The sequence below is a fragment of the Clostridium paridis genome, assembly GCF_016765615.1.
GTDB lineage: Bacteria > Bacillota > Clostridia > Clostridiales > Clostridiaceae > Clostridium_T > Clostridium_T paridis.
On the sequence record NZ_JAESWA010000027.1, the window covers coordinates 135,642 to 152,278 of the forward strand.

A 16,637-nucleotide genomic window follows, 5' to 3' on the forward strand; every position below is an offset into this window, starting at 1 on the left:
ATAAATTATTGGAGGGGTTATATGAATAGGAAGTTTATTCTAGAATCGTTATTGAAAAAGAAGGTAACCAATGAAGTTTCTTTGATTAAAGATATTGAACAAGCAGTAAAGGATATTAAGGTTGCAGAAAGTATGTTTGAAAGTGTAAGTGATCCTAAACTTATAGAAATTGCAATTTATTCTGAAGAAGTTGCCAGAAAAAGACTAGATTTCTTATTGAGAGAAGCAAAGGATAACAATTCAAAAGTAGATAATACCTATGTTGTGGAGAAAAGTTCAGGGTTAGCTGAATAAATAAATGGGGGTATGGGATATGTTTCCAGTAGAAATTTTTTATGGAATAATAAGCTTGCTAATATTAGTAATATTATTTAAGGTATTTGCATGGCCTATTAAGATGCTTGGAAAGTTAATAATTAATGGCATATTAGGAGTTTTACTTCTAGCAGTAGTTAATTTTATAGGAGGACCATTTGGAATCAATATTGGAGTTAACATTGTTACAGCATTAATAGCAGGCTTCTTTGGTATTCCAGGGGTAATAGTTATGGTAGTATTTAAACTATTCTTTTAAGTTAATAAAAAGGTGAAATATCTCAACTTGTTAGAGAGATATTTCACCTTTTTTTGATTCTTTCAAATCCAACAAAGACGCATAAAAAAATCTTTGCGATTTTTTATGCGCCTTATGTTATAGATGGGAGTCTTGAGGTATTCAAAACAAAAAATATTAGAGGTGTAAAGTAAGGAATTAAAGAGTATTCCTATATAACATTAGTATATGTGCATGCAAATAATGTGTTACAAAAAATAAATAAAAATTTAATTATGATAATACAATATATAGAAGCAATTATTCACGGAAGGAATTTAATGAAAAACTTAATAAACCAGAAGATATTGAATCAGGATAAAAAGATAATACTCTGGGGTGTTATTTTGATGACAATAGTATTTCTTTTTTTAACCAATATGTATCAAATGATTCAATACAAAAATTATGGTACTAATTCAGAGGAGGTAATAAAACAATATTTTTCATTAGCACCTTTTAAAAGTTGTATTCTTTATTTAACTTATGGGTTTTTAACATGTTTTATATTAAGAGATATGGACATTTTAGTCTCAAGCATAGAAGAAGAAAAGTATAATTTGAAAGAAGTCTTTTTCACTAAGGTAAGTACCTTGATAGGTATTACTAGTACAAGTATAATAATTGTATTTCTATTTAAGTTAATAGTTTATATGGCGAAAAGACAGGACTTTCAGTCATTAGGTATTAATGGTTACAATATATTTATATTCTTTCTATTAACACTAGCAATTTCCATAGTATCTTGCGGAGGGATTTTTTTATCCTTTGTGCTTGTTAAAAACAAGATTTTAGCAATAATTTTCGTTCCATGCATTGAATACTGTTTATTTTTATTTTTTGGTCTTTTTAAAATGTTATTGAGTAATTACCTATGGCCATTAAAATGGGTACTAGATATGATAGGAAGTATAATGGTTGATTATTTTGCACTATCCCTAACATTTGATTGGAGGATAGAACTTCAACCTTTCAGCAATCAAATAATTTCGGCATTTTTACTTTTTATAGCAGGTATACTTCTGTTTTGGGTAGATTATTTAATATTTGGAAAGCTAAAGTCTGAAAAGATAAAAAACCTTTTTTATTTTTCTTGGACTGTAAAGATAGTTTTCTTGATGATGGCTTTTATTGGTTCATTTTCTTTATTAGTAATTCTCGATTTATTAGTTCTAGTACTCTCACCACATAGCTTTAATAATATGAATTTACTACTAAATATTGTTGTAATTATTACTTCAGTAGTATTTTATAGATTGCAACTTAAAAGGTGTTATCTAAAAGACAAAGAATAAAAAAAGGTGGATATTTTTAACAAGATAATAAAAAAATACAGACTAAATTTTGAAAAACATAATTATGAAAAAAAGGATTGATTTATTTTATTATGGCAATATAATAAAAGTATAACAGATTGAACGAAGGCGTTTGATAGAGCAATAACTCTATTAAGCGCTTTTTTCTTTCTTGTTTACCTCGAGGAAAATAACAAGGATCCAGAAAAAATTATATACTTATTCTGCCCCCAAAGGAATAAAGTACACTTGGTTAAGCCATGGCAACCTTGTGATAAATAATTAAAAAAGTTTTTTGGTTAAATTTAAATTGAGAATTTTATAAGAGGTATTGAGTATAAATTTGATACTAATTATTTTTAAACGATTGTACGATTTTAGTGCTATATATATGTGTGAGGTAAATATAGCTGACATAACTTTTATGGTCTAGACTAAAAGTTAAATTATAGGGTAATTATAGAAATAGATAGGGCATATGTAATAAAAAAATCATATTATGCTGTATCTATTTTTATTTATGTAAAGTTTTTTAAGTAGGTTTTAAGTGATATAATTAGGTTATAAATCTACAAGAGAAAGGAATGGTTCTGTGACTAGAGGAAGCGGATTTAATTGTGAACATTGTCCAGAGTTTAAAAAAGGCGCATGTAGTGGAGATACAACATGTTTATGCTATGAATGTCCAAGAAATTTAGGACAGTGTTTATGCGTGAAGTATTGTAGAGAAACAGAGTCAATATTGACTATAGAGGAGTAAGGTATGGAAAAGGGTATTGAAATTAAGTTATTAGAACTAAAAGATTATATAAAAGTAATGGAGAATACTAAACAAGCATTAGATTTAATTTATTGGGATAAGATGGTCATGATGCCAAAGAAAGCAGTAGAAGGAAGATCAGAAGTAATTGCTCATCTTTCAGAACAGTTATTTAATCTTCAAACATCACCAAAGCTTAAAGAATTTATAGATTATTTTGAAGCTAACTTTGAAGAATTAGATAAGGTTAATAAAAGTATGGTTGAAACATTGAAAAAGGAATATGAAGAAACTAAGAAAATTCCAGTAAGTAGATATAAGGAATTTGTAATTCTTGCATCCAAGTCTGAAGTTGCTTGGGAGGAAGCTAAGGAGAAAAATGATTTCTTAATATTTAAACCATATTTAGAAAAAATAATTGAATTTCAAAAAGAGTTTATAGGTTATTGGGGTTTTAAACACCATAAATATAATACACTTTTAGATAAGTATGAAAAAGGAATTACCGTGGAAGTGTTGGATGGAGTTTTTGGAGAGCTTAGAGATGCGCTAGTAGGCTTACTTAAAAAGATTAAAAAGAGTAATCTTAAGATAGATTCAAGTGTAATTAAAGCTTATTATCCAAGAGAACTACAAAAGGATTTAAGTCTTTTTTCGCTTGATTTAATTGGATTTGATATGAATGCAGGAAGATTAGACGAAAGCGTACATCCTTTTACAACTAATTTTTCAAATAAGGATGTTAGATTAACCACTCATTATTATGAAGACGAGCTTCTATCAGCATTATTTTCAACAATACATGAAGGTGGGCATGGAATATACGAACAAGGTATAAGTGACGAACTTAATGGAACTTGGTTAGCGCAAGGAGCATCAATGGGAGTACACGAGTCTCAGTCAAGATTTTATGAAAATATTGTAGGAAGAAGTGAAGAATTTTTAAGTTTTTTATTTGAAAATAAAATAAAGAAATCTTTTGTTAACCTAGAGAATCTAGACTTTGAAACATTTTATAAATGTGTAAATAAGGTTGAACCTTCATTAATAAGAACTGAAGCAGATGAGTTAACCTATTCATTACATGTGATTATAAGATATGAAATAGAAAAAGCTATTTTTAATGGCGAGGTAGCTACAAGTGATTTACCTAGACTATGGAATGAAAAATATAAAGAATATTTAGGTATAGAGCCGACAAATGATTCAGAAGGAATTCTTCAAGATATGCATTGGTCAGATGGATCTTTTGGATATTTTCCAAGCTATGCATTAGGAAACTTATATGGAGCTCAATTTTTAAACACAATGAAAAAAGATATTCCTAATTATAAAGAACTATTAGGAAACGGAGATATTAAACCAATAACAAAATGGTTAAAGGAAAAGATTCATACTCATGGAGCGGTATATTCGCCAATGGAATTACTTTTAAAGGTAACAGGTGAAAAGCTGAATCCTAAATACTTTATTGATTATTTAGAAGAAAAATATACCAAATTGTATCAGGTATAAAGGTTAAAATACTGCACAAAATAATAGAGGTAATATAAATTTGTAAGGAGAGATGATATGAATAAATCTCATTTATCCTCAATAAGTGGAGAGTTATGTCCTGACTTTTTTCCGAATACAATTTTGCCGTCTATTAGCATGAGGGAAGTTTATTCAACTTGTAAAAATTGTATTGAATATGAAAAGGGTAGTTGCCTTAAGGATGCTTACTCCTATATTACTATTATTAATAGGAATTAGAAGGGAGAAGATAGTATGAATTATGAGTTATTTCAAGACTTAAGCTCTGTAGCTAGAGGCTGTCATGATTATTCTCCAGTAGAATTAGGGCCAGTATCTTATTGTAGTTCAAGATTAAGTTGTTTAAATTGTCAAAGTTATGAAAGTAGTCAGTGTAGTAGGGATTGTTGTGATAAGGATATGAGTCAAGATAAAAGTTAAGTTTTATTTATATTAAAATCCTTATAGGTTAATTCAAGATTTTATTAGTTTAATAGTGATTTGAAGGAATATTAAATAATAAGCCTTTAAATCACTATTTTTATTGTGAAATTTACAAAAAATCATGGCTATTTATGGCAATTAGAAATGCAAAATCATAATTTATAAAATATCACTAAATTGAGTGATTTAAGATAAATTTAATAATAAAAGCATTGTTTTAAAGCATAAAAAGTAGTAGAATTACAAATAAAATATTAAATTTTCAAAACAACATTTGTGTTTATGCACGGACAAAACCTTAAAATATTATGAAAAATAGATGGGTTTACTGCTAAGCAAAATGTAAAAAATAAAAGGGGGCTTTTATAAATGTCAAGAGTATATAATTTTTCTGCGGGTCCAGCTGTATTACCAGAAGAAGTGCTTAAAGAAGCAGCTGAGGAGATGTTAGACTACAAAGGAACCGGTATGTCAGTAATGGAAATGAGCCATCGTTCGAAAGCGTTTGAAGGTATTATTGGGGATGCTGAAAAAACATTAAGAGAACTAATGAATATTCCTGATAATTACAAGGTACTATTCCTTCAAGGTGGTGCATCACAACAATTTGCAATGATTCCAATGAATCTAATGAAAAATAGAGTTGCAGATCATATTAACACAGGACAATGGGCTAAAAAAGCTATATCCGAAGGAAAGTTATATGGAAAAATTAATGTGCTAGCATCTTCTGAAGATAAGACATTCACATATATACCAGATTTAAAAGATTTAAAGATTTCTGATGATGCAGATTATGTGTATATATGCCATAACAATACAATCTATGGAACTAAATATAATGATTTACCAGATACAGGAGATAAGATATTAGTTGCGGATATGTCATCAGATATTTTATCTGAGCCTGTAGATGTAAGTAAGTATGGGCTTATATTTGCTGGGGCTCAAAAAAATATAGGACCAGCAGGAGTTGTTGTTGTAATAATTAGAGAAGATTTAATTACAGATGATGTATTACCAGGAACTCCAACAATGTTAAAATACAAAATTCATGCAGATAACAATTCACTTTATAATACTCCACCAGCATATGGAATATATATATGTGGAAAGGTATTTCAATGGATTAAAAATAAAGGCGGCCTAGACGCAATGAAGAAAATTAATGAAGAAAAGGCTGCAATATTATATGACTACCTTGATTCAAGCAGTATGTTTAAGGGAACAGTTGTGAAGAAAGATCGTTCATTAATGAATGTTCCTTTTGTAACAGGTTCAGATGAATTAGATGCTAAGTTTGTAAAAGAAGCTAAGGCTGCAGGTTTTGAGAACTTAAAAGGACATAGAACTGTTGGCGGAATGAGAGCAAGCATATATAATGCTATGCCAATAGAAGGTGTTAAGGCATTGGTAGAATTCATGAAGAAATTTGAAGAAGAAAATAAGTAAAAGAATTAAGGGGTGCTATAATGTTTAAAATTAATTGTTTAAATCCAATAGCTAATATTGGTTTGGATATATTTTCAGATAAATATGAACAGGTTGATAACTATAATGAGGCAAATGCTGTTTTAGTTAGAAGTGCAAGCATGCACGATTTAGATATACCTGAATCCTTAGAAGCAATTGCTAGAGCTGGGGCAGGAGTTAATAATATTCCTCTAGATAAATGTGCTGAAAAGGGAGTTGTAGTATTTAATACTCCTGGAGCTAATGCAAATGGAGTAAAGGAACTTGTTATAGCAGGACTTCTTCTAGCATCTAGAGACATAGTTGGAGGAGTAAACTGGGTTGGATCAGTAAAAGAAGAGCCAGAAGTAGCAAAATTAGTAGAAAAGAATAAATCTAAATTTGCTGGAGTAGAGATTCAAGGTAAAAAGCTTGGGGTAATAGGACTTGGAGCTATAGGTGTATTAGTTGCAAACGCTGCGAATAGATTAGGCATGGAAGTATATGGTTATGATCCATTTATTTCTGTAGATGCAGCTTGGAATCTTTCAAGAGATATTAAGCATAGTAAATCCTTAGAAGAAATATACAGGGAATGTGATTATATAACAGTACATGTTCCATTAACAGATACTACTAAGGGAATGTTTAATAAAGAAGTTTTTGAAATTATGAAGGATGGAGTAAAGATATTAAACTTCTCAAGAGATTCTCTAGTAAATGATGATGATATGATTGAAGCATTAAATTCAGGTAAAGTGAATAGATATGTAACAGATTTCCCAAATCCAAAGGTTGCGGGAACTCAGGGAGTAATTGCAATTCCTCACTTAGGAGCATCTACAAATGAGTCAGAGGATAACTGTGCAGTTATGGCGGTTAAAGAATTAATGGAATATCTTGAAAACGGAAATATCAAGAATTCAGTTAACTATCCAAATTGCGATATGGGAGTTTGCACTCAAGCAGGTCGTATTGCAATAAATCATAAAAATATTCCGAACATGTTAAGTCAATTTACATCAACTTTAGCAAATGAAAATATCAATATTTCAGATATGATTAATAAGAGTAGAGGTCAATGGGCATATACTATGCTTGATATTGAATCACCTGCTACAGTAGAAATAGCTAAGAAGATTGAAGAAATTGGCGGAGTAGTTAAGGTAAGAATTATTAAATAGCTTATATTCTAAGGGGACAAGTAACTTTGATCCCCTTGAGTAATTGGGAGGAATTAAGATGGCAACTATTAAACCATTTAATTGTATAAGACCTAGAGAAGATGTTGCAGATAAGGTAGCAGCACTTCCTTATGATGTTTATAATCGTGAAGAGGCGTTAGAAGAAGTATTACGAGAACCCTTGTCTTTCTTAAAAATTGATAGAGCAGAAACACAGTTTGATAAGGATTTTAATCCATATGATAAGAAAGTATATGAGAAAGCAAGAGATATACTTAAGGAAATGAAGGAAGATGGAACCTTCGTAGAAGAAGGAGAAAACTGCTACTATGTTTATGAGCTTACTATGAATGGTCGTGCGCAGACAGGTCTAGTAGGATGTGCATCAATTGATGATTATTTAGATAACACAATAAAAAAGCATGAAAAGACTAGAGAAGATAAAGAACTAGATAGAATAAATCATGTAGATATATGTAATGCACAAACAGGTCCTATATTTTTAGCGTACCGTTCTCAAGAAGAAATAAATAATGTTGTAAATAAGATAAAACAAGAAAAAGCTATTTATGACTTTGTTTCACCAGATGGTATTAGACATGCGGTTTGGAAGATTGATGGAGAAGCAGATATAAAGATTATTTCTGAAGCTTTTGGGAAAATAGATAGTATATATATAGCAGATGGTCATCATAGAACTGCTTCAGCAGTTAAGGTTGGATTAAAAAGAAGAGAAGAGAATCCAGGATATACTGGAGATGAGGAATTTAATTTCTTCCTTTCAGTGTTATTCCCACATGACCAATTAATGATCTTAGACTATAACCGTGTAGTGAAAGATTTAAATGGTTATACCAAAGATGAATTCTTAGATGAAATTTCAAAGGTTTTTACTGTTGAGAAAATAGGAGCTGAGCCTTTTAAGCCGTCTGTAAAAGGAACCTTTGGTATGTATCTTGAAAATGAGTGGTATAAGCTTGCGGCAAAAGAAGAATTGCTTTCAAAAGATCCAGTAATGGGATTAGATGTGGCTATACTTGAGAATAATTTATTAAATCCTATATTAAACATAAAGGATATAAGAACAGATAAGAGAATTGACTTTGTAGGCGGAATAAGGGGACTTAAGGAATTGGAGAAGAGAGTAAACAGTGATATGAAAGTAGCTTTTTCAATGTATCCAACATCAATAACTGAGCTTTTTGCAGTATCTGATGCAGAGATGTTAATGCCTCCTAAGTCTACTTGGTTTGAACCAAAGCTTAGAAGTGGACTATTTATTCATGAATTAAGTTAAATACTAGGATTGATATGTACTGGAGATAGGACTATATAATTACAGTAGTAGTTATATAGTCCCCTTTTTATATATAAAAACATGATATTCTTATTGTAAAGATATGTATTATAATATACAATTGAATATATGAACAGATATTCACATGATGATTTGGAGGGGTTCTATGAATAATTGTATAAATCTTATATCCATCTTATTATTATTTGCTTTTGGAATAGCATACTTATTGAAGCTTTATGCTTTAAGCAAAAGATATAATTTAAAGGCGAATGTCTTAGCTAACAGAAACAAAAGTAAAAAAACGCAGTTAGTAGAGAGAATGCTACAACTTTCAACATTAGTATGGATAGTAGTTTGGTTTGGAGAAGTAATATCAAATCAGCTAAGAATAAATGATTTACTTAAATTATGGAACAACAATTTAGTAAGCATTGTAGGGTTATTAGTAATCACGGCGGGTATAATATTTTTTTGTGTTGCAGCCATAACAATGAAAAATTCTTGGAGAGTGGGAATAGATAAATCTACTAAATCAGAACTTATAACTGAAGGAATATATAAATATAGTAGGAATCCTGCATTTGTAGGCTTTTATTTAATGTTTATTGGGCTTTTCTTTGTATACTTAGATATAATAACCCTAATTGTTATGATATTAAATATATATATCATGAATAGATTAGTTATTGAAGAAGAGAAGCATCTTGAAGAAATGTTTGGTGAAGAATATATTAAGTATAAGGATAAAACCCCAAGATATTTATTGTGGTAAAAATTTATATCCTAAGAGAATTAATAATATTGATATAATATTTCATATAAAGAATAGATAAAGGAGTTAAGCAATGGACAAAGTGAAAAAATATCCAATAATTCAAGCTTTGCTAGCAGCATTATTATTTGGAGCGAGTTCACCTTTTGCAAAGATACTATTAGGGGATGTAGCACCAGTACCACTTGCAGCATTTCTATACTTAGGCAGTGGAATAGGTTTGTTTATATATCAAACAATTATGTTTAGAGGGAAAAATGAAGATTTGAAAGAAGCTCCATTATCACAAAAGGACATTTTATGGCTTATAGGAGCAGTTGTTTTTGGAGGCGTTATGGCACCAATAATTTCAATGACAAGCCTGAAGGTTACACCTGCGTCTACAGCATCGTTATTATTAAATTTTGAAGGAATTGCAACTACTTTAATTGCGGTTATGTTTTTTAAAGAAGGAATTACTAAAAGGATGTGGATAGCAATACTATGCATAACTAGTGCAAGTATACTATTGTCATGGGATTTTAGTAATCAATGGGGAATATCACTTGGAGCATTGGGTATACTTGGTGCATGTGTTTGTTGGGGTATAGATAATAATTTTACAAGGAACATATCAGCTAAAAATCCATTTACTATTGTTATAATTAAAGGGTTAGGGGCAGGTTCATTTTCTTTACTAATAGGATATTTTATACATAGTCCTTTTCCAGATATAATTACTATAATAAAGGCTATGATATTAGGTTGCTTTAGTTATGGGGTAAGCTTAGTATTGTTTGTGTTAGCAATGAGGAGTTTAGGAAGTGCAAGAACTAGTACATTCTTTGGAACTGCACCTTTCATTGGAGCGATTCTATCATTTGTTTTATTTAGGGAAGCACCTGGTATTATGTTTTTTGTTTCTTTGCCTATTATGATTATAGGAACACTTCTTTTGTTTAAGGAAGATCATGCACACAAGCACAAACACGAACATATTGTTCATGAACATAGACATAGTCATTCAGACAGCCATCATGAACATAGTCATGTACTAGGTGAAATTCCGATGGATGGTTACCATTCTCATGTTCATGAGCATAAAGAAATGGAGCATGAACACTCTCATACTCCAGATATACATCACAGACATTCACATTAGTTTTTATAATTACTTTTTAGTTGAACTTGAATCAGAAAATTCCTTAAGAGTCTCTAATAGCTTAGGGTAAAAGTCATTAAAAGTTTTGTATTTATTACGATTATTCTCATACTCCTTTAGTTTTTCAGATAGTGCATCAAGATAAATAAATTTACGATTAGTATCCATATCAATGTAACGTCTATTTACGCCTGAACTAAAATTGGTATCTAAATTTCTATAGGCCACGGCTCTAACTATATGCTCATTTACGCAAAAATCCCAAGAACCATACTGCTCTTTAGTCATAGCATCTTTTATAGGAGTAAATAGGTTACTATATTTATTTACTTCATCTATATTCTTTTCAGTTAATGGATTAACATAGGAATGTCCGAACTCATGAATTACCATTTGAAAGAATTCAGCATCATCATTTGGTATTACCATAAAATCATATAAATCAAACTTATCATTTTTTGAAGGGATTCGAGCAGCATATCCCCCAATAGATAAAGGTTCTATAATAAAATTATAGCTATTTTGTTTATATCCATAATAATCAATAAGTTTATCAATGCAACCTAGCTTATCAACTTTTTCTTTTACTGTTGAAACTAATTTTTTGTATAAATCAATATGACTTAAATAAAAATCATCAAAACTAGATTTCTTTCTAAAATCCGATAGTAAGTCAAAAAACTTAATCAGTGTTTTTTTATTTCCAGCAGCAGAAATTACGTCACTAGGTAAAGTAAGGTTAGTTAAAAGTTTGAGATTATCATCAACATATAGCATAGCTTGTGGTGGAGTACTATAGGAAAATCCAGTTTTAAGCATTTTTTTATATAAAGTTACTACAGGATCATCAATATACTTTGAGAAGTAGCTCGCAATATCTTTGCTATATTTGTCATTATCACTACTTAAGTTTTCTTTTATAATAGTAGGATCATCAGCTAAGTATTGAACTATAGAAAGAAGTTCTATTTTAGGTTCAATGCTAACATTGCAGGTGCTACTTTCCTTAATAGAATAAGCTGTAGAATCAGTGGTTGTAACAGTAGCTTGGCTATCTTTCTTATCGCAAGAAATAAGATTGAAAATAAAGAATAAAGAAATTAAAGATATTATGACTTTCTTCATAGTTCTCACCCGCCTTTAAAAATAAATGAATTGGAATAATAATGGAATTATACCATATAAATACATGTAATCACAACAATTGAGAAGGATTAATTAGGCTTATTACAAATGCATAGTTTTGAGATATTATCATAAAATTAAATTGTCACCATTCTTACAGAGAAAAGTAATGAATGAAATTATTGTTAATTATCAATAATATACATATAATGCAAAAATCATATTACATCTCATGTAAGTGACATGTAAATTCTTTAATGCATTATATATACATGTAAATATTTTTGAGAGGATGTGTAGTTAATGTCATTAAACAATGCAATGACTGCTGATTTTTTACGTTCAGCATATGGTGGGGAAAGTATGGCTCATATGAGATATCTTATATGGGGAGAGGCTGCAGAGAAAGATGGATATCCTAATATAGGTAGACTATTTAAAGGGGTTGCTTATGCAGAGTTATGTCATGCAAAAAATCATTTTACTGTATTAAAAGATCAAGTTGGAGATAATACAGTTGCTGCCGGGGCAGTATTTGGGCATACCAATATAGTTGAGAATCTACAAGGTGCAATTAATGGTGAATTACATGAAATTAATCAGATGTATCCTGTTTATCTTGAAACTGCAAAATTTCAAAATGAAAAAGATGCTCAAAGATCTTTCCATTATGCATTAGAAGCAGAAAAAATTCATGCTAAGTTATTTCAAGATGCTCAAGATTCAGCTAAGTCAGGAAAAGATATAGGTAGTGAAACTATCTATGTTTGTCCAGTTTGTGGATTTACTGAATTAGGTGATAATGTTGAGAAATGCCCAGTTTGTGGAGTAAGTAAAGATAAATTTCAAGCTTTTTAATATAGGGTTTTAAGTTTCCTATAAAAAACATATAGATACAAATAATTCAAAAACCTATTCTTTATAGCAGAATAGGTTTTTTACATTTGAATAAGTATTCATGTTGAGAATATTAGTTAATTATTATATACATAAGGACTATTAGGTTTGGGAATAGTCTTTACAGAGTCTATGATTACAACTGGCGTTGTAGTTAATTGCCCATCAGTAGCTTGGCTTTTTGCAGAAAGTTTTCCTTGTACCGTTACCCATTGCCCCTCTTTTAGTTCAGTAGAATCTCTAAGCCTTCCTATAGGACCAATAATCTGGGCATCAGCAGCGCAACAGCTCATATATAACCTTGAAATAATGAATTCATTGTTATTAAGTCCATCTTGTTTGTGAACAAAACCACTTAGGGTTATAGCTCTGCCATTATAATCATTTATGTGTTGGAAGACATCAGAGAGCGTATTTACAAAATTATTATCATTTATATTTAATGGTAATTTTCGTTTTCTTTCTTCAGGCGTCATTTGTCCGGCAATATTGGCTAGTTTATTTACAGCTTTAACACCTTTAGTGTCTACGATGGTGGTATCAATACCAGCATGAGAAGCTCCAAAACCTATGAGTATAGTGAAAATAAATAAAATTATAACTTTGCTTGAAGGTCTGTTGCTTATTGTTGTGAATATCTTTCCAAACTGATATACAGTAAGCAAGCTTAAGAATACCTGAAAGATATTTAGGTACACTATTATTCTAGGTGCTATAAAAAGCTTTATCCTACCTGTAGAGGTTAGATTAAAAAGGAATAAGGATAGAAATAAAAATATTAAAAATTTAAAAAACTCATTAGTGTTAAATCTCTTCATCTATATCACCTTAAATCCTATTAAATTTAGTCCAAACCCTATTGAAGCGCAAATTATTATTATGCATAGTATTAAAGGAATCACATAAGTTTTCTTATATCCTCCAATTAACATTAGTGTGTTTTTTATATCTAACATAGGGCCGAATATTAAAAATGCTAATATAGAGCCTGTGGTAAATTGACCAATAAAACTTGCTGCAATAAAAGCATCAGCCTCCGAACATACAGAAAGTATAAAAGCTAAAAATATCATTGCAATTACAGATAAGAATAGGTTACTTGCAAGATAATTTAAGCTACTCCTAGATACAAGAACTTGAAAGGTTGCTGATAACATAGCCCCAAAGATAAGATACTTACTTATATCTAAAAATTCAGAGATTATTGTATCTAATAGCAAAGATATTTTTGATTGATTTTTTTTGTTGGTGTTATGAGAAACTCCACATCCACAAAGATCATCATCATTAAAATCTGTTTCTTTTAGTACATCTGTTTTTGATTTATTTATTACTGTGATTAATGAACCAATTATAATAGAAGCAATAACACCTAAAATAGCTCTTGCAGATAGTATTTTCAAGTTGCCACCAAAAGCATAGTAGGTTGATAAAAGAACTATTGGATTAATAATTGGAGTAGAAATCATAAAGGTTGTAGCAACCCCTACAGGAACTCCTTTTTTAATTAATTTTTTAGCGATTGGAATAATACCACATTCACATATAGGCAAGAAAATGCCTAGTAAGGAAGCACATAGTAGTGCTAAAAAAGGATTTCTAGGAAGTATTCTAGCAATAGTTTGTTCAGAAACAAAAATCTGAATAAGTGATGATATTAGAGAACCTATAAAGATAAAGGGCATGGCTTCTAATACAATACTTATAAATATTGCAGAAAAGTTTGCTAGGGTTCTTGTGTTTAAAGTTATCTTAAATTCTATCATTAATATAATTATTAAAATCATTAGAGGAATTATGGCTAATTTAGATAATGTTGCTAGGACGTTTTTATTATTACTATAGTTATATTCCAATTTTTTATCTCCCTTTTAATGTACACTAAAATTTAGATAGGAGGGTCTTGGTAAGTATTCTAGATAACTTAAGCATTCCTCCATCTAAGAAATCTTCTTCGTTTAAGTCTTTTTCTAAACTATCCTTCGAAGTTGAACTTAATATAAACGTATCTCTATTAAGTGACAAGATATGTTTTTCAATGGACTTAAATTCATCTTTAGGTATTTTGGAACTATTATTAAAGACAACCAGATTACAGTGATACAAGTTCGGTAGTATCAGTGTAGGCATATTATTTAAAAACATTTTATAGGTAGTACAATCTGCTATAAAGAAAATAGAAGTAACATTAGATATTTTCTTTAGCTCTCTTTCATTAAGAATCTCTAATAAATCAGCCAAATTTCTTGTGCCGTTATACTCGATTAATATTCTGTGAACTTGATACATTAATATGATTTCCTTGAGGGTATCTTTATCTAAAGGTTTTTGAGGATCATAGTTTAAAATAGTAATGTTTTTGAAGTTAACTAAATCCTCTTTTATTTTGCTATTGCCTTCTTCACATTGAATTATTAATATTTTTTCTACTTTTAGTAATGTGTTTTTAACAAGTGAATTTATAAAATAGGTTTTCCCAGATCCTATAAAACCTGTTACTATTTCAATATCAGTTTTAAATTTCATAGTTATATTTCCTTATAGGTAAATAGATTTTTAACTTCATTTATATTAAGATGATTTCCTATTACGCATATTCTTCCAGAATAATCTGCACTGGAAGTTCTAATTTCATATTCTCCTGGAACATAGTCAAATTCTAACCAGTTATTTTCCTCTGTCTCTATAATTCCTTTAGCCCTTAGAACTAGTCCATATTTTGAGCTGTCAGTTAAGCTACTTAGTATAGACTCAATCCTTGTCCTTGAGTAAACTTCTGGGGTTTCTATTCCAATTGTTTCAAAAGCTTCTTTGGTTCCAGCTACAGTGGAAGTCTTTAAGATGCCCTTTCCCAAATCCTTTTTTAATATATTTATTTTATTTAGTAAAGGAACTTCCTCAGTACTTTCAGCTATTTCAATAATTGAAGAAGCAGATACATCACTCCAAGGAGTTGTAACTATGCTGGCATGTGAGTTTAACTTTTTAATTTTTTCAGTAAGTGATAAAACATCATCTTTAGAAATGTTTTGAGTTCTACTTAATATGATAGTTTTAGCATTTACTATTTGGTCCTTATAAAAGTCAGCAAAATTATTTATATATAAATCATACTTAGTTACATCAAGAACCGTTATAAGCATATTTAATGAAACTTTTTCTTTTATATCTGGTTCTTTAAAGACTGAAAGTATTTCGGAAAGTTTAGCGACTCCAGAAGGCTCTATTATTATTCGCTCAGGTGAATATTTATCTATAACTTCAAGTATTCCTTTTTTAAAATCGCCATAAACGCTACAACAAATACAACCTGCACTTATTTCTGTAATTTCTATTTTGGAATTTCTAAGAAAGGAACCATCTATACCTATTTCTCCGAACTCATTTTCTATTATTGCTATCTTTTCTTTATTAAGAGATTCTTCTATAAGCTTTTTTATAAGCTTAGTTTTACCAGCACCTAAGAATCCTGAGAAAACATCTATTTTAATACTCATAATTAATACCTCGCAAAAATATTATATTGTTCATTTTAAACTAATGGGAAATGTGAATCAATGCAAATAATTCGCATTTGAGGTTAATTAACAATAAGTTCAAATATGATTTTAAAAAATATAAATAAATTTTCTATTTTAGGTAAAAATATGGTTGTATTTATTTTCTAAGGAGAGTGAACAAATGAACAAAGTAAGTATCAAAAGAAAAGTTCTATTGGGGGTAGCAGCAGCTACAATAAGCCTATCAATAGGAACTAAAGCATATGCATCAACTGCTTCAACACAAGATAAAAGCACTAAAACTAGGACTATAACAGTGTTAAATAAAAAACATCATGGTAAGTTAAAAGAAAATCTTGATAAATTGGTTAAGGAATCAAAGATTACACAAGATCAAGAGGATAAGATTCTAGCATATGCAAAAGAAAAAAAGGCAGCTAGAAAGGAAGAGAGAGAAAAACTAAAGGATATGAGTAAAGAGCAAAGAGAGTCTTATCTGAAAGAACATCATAAAACTAGAGGAGATTTTTTCAAAGAACTAGTGGAAAAAGGAGTAATTAATCAAGCTCAGTCAGATGAAATAGTAAAAAGTTTAGAAAGTAATGTTACAACAAAATAATAAATAAATAAAAGCTTGCAAAGGGTAATCCTATTGCAAGC

General features: G+C 29.8%; 18 protein-coding genes. 13 read left to right on the top strand and 5 right to left on the bottom strand.

Annotated elements, in window-relative coordinates; genetic code table 11:
- Positions 1–21: 21 nt before the first annotated feature.
- The 11 genes from JK634_RS18225 (at position 22) to JK634_RS18275 (ending at position 10,455) form a co-directional block, all read left to right on the top strand.
- Positions 22–294 (top strand): DUF2508 family protein, encoded by a 273-nt coding sequence (locus JK634_RS18225; protein WP_202769149.1) that lies wholly within the window; start codon positions 22–24, stop codon positions 292–294.
- Between the two features lie 19 nt (positions 295–313).
- Complete coding sequence (locus tag JK634_RS18230; RefSeq protein WP_202769150.1) at positions 314–574, top strand: pro-sigmaK processing inhibitor BofA family protein; 261 nt, start codon at positions 314–316, stop codon at positions 572–574.
- Positions 575–873: 299 nt separating this feature from the next.
- Positions 874–1,887: a hypothetical protein gene (locus JK634_RS18235; RefSeq protein ID WP_202769151.1), complete on the top strand. Its 1,014-nt coding sequence runs from the start codon at positions 874–876 to the stop codon at positions 1,885–1,887.
- A 592-nt stretch (positions 1,888–2,479) separates the two neighbouring features.
- Positions 2,480–2,647, top strand: a complete 168-nt coding sequence (locus JK634_RS18240; RefSeq protein ID WP_202769152.1) for a hypothetical protein — start codon at positions 2,480–2,482, stop codon at positions 2,645–2,647.
- A gap of 3 nt (positions 2,648–2,650) precedes the next feature.
- A complete protein-coding gene (locus JK634_RS18245; RefSeq protein WP_202769153.1) occupies positions 2,651–4,162 on the top strand; it encodes a carboxypeptidase M32 in 1,512 nt (503 codons plus the stop codon).
- A 255-nt stretch (positions 4,163–4,417) separates the two neighbouring features.
- A complete protein-coding gene (locus JK634_RS18250) occupies positions 4,418–4,603 on the top strand; it encodes a hypothetical protein (RefSeq protein WP_202769154.1) in 186 nt (61 codons plus the stop codon).
- A gap of 372 nt (positions 4,604–4,975) precedes the next feature.
- Complete coding sequence (gene serC, locus JK634_RS18255) at positions 4,976–6,058, top strand: 3-phosphoserine/phosphohydroxythreonine transaminase (RefSeq protein ID WP_202769155.1); 1,083 nt, start codon at positions 4,976–4,978, stop codon at positions 6,056–6,058.
- A gap of 20 nt (positions 6,059–6,078) precedes the next feature.
- Complete coding sequence (locus JK634_RS18260; RefSeq protein ID WP_202769156.1) at positions 6,079–7,242, top strand: phosphoglycerate dehydrogenase; 1,164 nt, start codon at positions 6,079–6,081, stop codon at positions 7,240–7,242.
- A gap of 58 nt (positions 7,243–7,300) precedes the next feature.
- Entirely contained in the window at positions 7,301–8,539 is a 1,239-nt protein-coding gene (locus tag JK634_RS18265; RefSeq protein WP_202769157.1) for a DUF1015 domain-containing protein, read from the top strand.
- A 166-nt stretch (positions 8,540–8,705) separates the two neighbouring features.
- Complete coding sequence (locus JK634_RS18270; protein ID WP_202769158.1) at positions 8,706–9,314, top strand: methyltransferase family protein; 609 nt, start codon at positions 8,706–8,708, stop codon at positions 9,312–9,314.
- A gap of 73 nt (positions 9,315–9,387) precedes the next feature.
- A complete protein-coding gene (locus JK634_RS18275; RefSeq protein WP_202769159.1) occupies positions 9,388–10,455 on the top strand; it encodes a DMT family transporter in 1,068 nt (355 codons plus the stop codon).
- A gap of 9 nt (positions 10,456–10,464) precedes the next feature.
- Here the strand turns inward: JK634_RS18275 and JK634_RS18280 are convergent, their stop codons facing one another.
- Positions 10,465–11,580, bottom strand: coding sequence for a DUF4932 domain-containing protein (locus JK634_RS18280; RefSeq protein WP_202769160.1), 1,116 nt, complete (start codon positions 11,578–11,580; stop codon positions 10,465–10,467).
- A gap of 303 nt (positions 11,581–11,883) precedes the next feature.
- Between JK634_RS18280 and JK634_RS18285 the strand changes: the two genes are divergently transcribed.
- Positions 11,884–12,438 carry a rubrerythrin family protein gene (locus tag JK634_RS18285; RefSeq protein WP_202769161.1) on the top strand — a complete coding sequence of 185 codons (555 nt, stop codon included), beginning with the start codon at positions 11,884–11,886 and terminating at the stop codon, positions 12,436–12,438.
- Between the two features lie 116 nt (positions 12,439–12,554).
- Here JK634_RS18285 and JK634_RS18290 read toward each other — a convergent pair whose 3' ends face one another.
- From JK634_RS18290 to JK634_RS18305, 4 genes are read right to left on the bottom strand one after another with little or no spacing between them, the layout of a single operon-like run.
- The gene (locus JK634_RS18290) at positions 12,555–13,295 is read right to left on the bottom strand and encodes a TIGR03943 family putative permease subunit (RefSeq protein WP_202769162.1); all 741 of its coding nucleotides are present in this window, start codon (positions 13,293–13,295) and stop codon (positions 12,555–12,557) included.
- Positions 13,296–14,333 carry a permease gene (locus JK634_RS18295; protein WP_243425649.1) on the bottom strand — a complete coding sequence of 346 codons (1,038 nt, stop codon included), beginning with the start codon at positions 14,331–14,333 and terminating at the stop codon, positions 13,296–13,298.
- A gap of 25 nt (positions 14,334–14,358) precedes the next feature.
- Complete coding sequence (locus tag JK634_RS18300; RefSeq protein ID WP_202769163.1) at positions 14,359–15,003, bottom strand: GTP-binding protein; 645 nt, start codon at positions 15,001–15,003, stop codon at positions 14,359–14,361.
- Between the two features lie 2 nt (positions 15,004–15,005).
- Positions 15,006–15,974, bottom strand: a complete 969-nt coding sequence (locus tag JK634_RS18305; RefSeq protein ID WP_202769164.1) for a CobW family GTP-binding protein — start codon at positions 15,972–15,974, stop codon at positions 15,006–15,008.
- 184 nt (positions 15,975–16,158) lie between these two features.
- Between JK634_RS18305 and JK634_RS18310 the strand changes: the two genes are divergently transcribed.
- Positions 16,159–16,596, top strand: a complete 438-nt coding sequence (locus JK634_RS18310; protein WP_202769165.1) for a hypothetical protein — start codon at positions 16,159–16,161, stop codon at positions 16,594–16,596.
- The last annotated feature ends 41 nt before the right edge of the window (positions 16,597–16,637 follow it).

Coding starts and splice junctions, on each gene's coding strand:
- JK634_RS18260 (WP_202769156.1), top strand. CDS start 6,079: ATGTTTAAAATTAATTGTTTAAATCCAATAGCTAATATTGGTTTGGAT.
- JK634_RS18290 (WP_202769162.1), bottom strand. CDS start 13,295: ATGAAGAGATTTAACACTAATGAGTTTTTTAAATTTTTAATATTTTTA.
- JK634_RS18280 (WP_202769160.1), bottom strand. CDS start 11,580: ATGAAGAAAGTCATAATATCTTTAATTTCTTTATTCTTTATTTTCAAT.
- JK634_RS18265 (WP_202769157.1), top strand. CDS start 7,301: ATGGCAACTATTAAACCATTTAATTGTATAAGACCTAGAGAAGATGTT.
- serC (WP_202769155.1), top strand. CDS start 4,976: ATGTCAAGAGTATATAATTTTTCTGCGGGTCCAGCTGTATTACCAGAA.
- JK634_RS18235 (WP_202769151.1), top strand. CDS start 874: ATGAAAAACTTAATAAACCAGAAGATATTGAATCAGGATAAAAAGATA.
- JK634_RS18230 (WP_202769150.1), top strand. CDS start 314: ATGTTTCCAGTAGAAATTTTTTATGGAATAATAAGCTTGCTAATATTA.
- JK634_RS18305 (WP_202769164.1), bottom strand. CDS start 15,974: ATGAGTATTAAAATAGATGTTTTCTCAGGATTCTTAGGTGCTGGTAAA.
- JK634_RS18270 (WP_202769158.1), top strand. CDS start 8,706: ATGAATAATTGTATAAATCTTATATCCATCTTATTATTATTTGCTTTT.
- JK634_RS18225 (WP_202769149.1), top strand. CDS start 22: ATGAATAGGAAGTTTATTCTAGAATCGTTATTGAAAAAGAAGGTAACC.
- JK634_RS18250 (WP_202769154.1), top strand. CDS start 4,418: ATGAATTATGAGTTATTTCAAGACTTAAGCTCTGTAGCTAGAGGCTGT.
- JK634_RS18275 (WP_202769159.1), top strand. CDS start 9,388: ATGGACAAAGTGAAAAAATATCCAATAATTCAAGCTTTGCTAGCAGCA.
- JK634_RS18285 (WP_202769161.1), top strand. CDS start 11,884: ATGTCATTAAACAATGCAATGACTGCTGATTTTTTACGTTCAGCATAT.
- JK634_RS18300 (WP_202769163.1), bottom strand. CDS start 15,003: ATGAAATTTAAAACTGATATTGAAATAGTAACAGGTTTTATAGGATCT.
- JK634_RS18245 (WP_202769153.1), top strand. CDS start 2,651: ATGGAAAAGGGTATTGAAATTAAGTTATTAGAACTAAAAGATTATATA.
- JK634_RS18310 (WP_202769165.1), top strand. CDS start 16,159: ATGAACAAAGTAAGTATCAAAAGAAAAGTTCTATTGGGGGTAGCAGCA.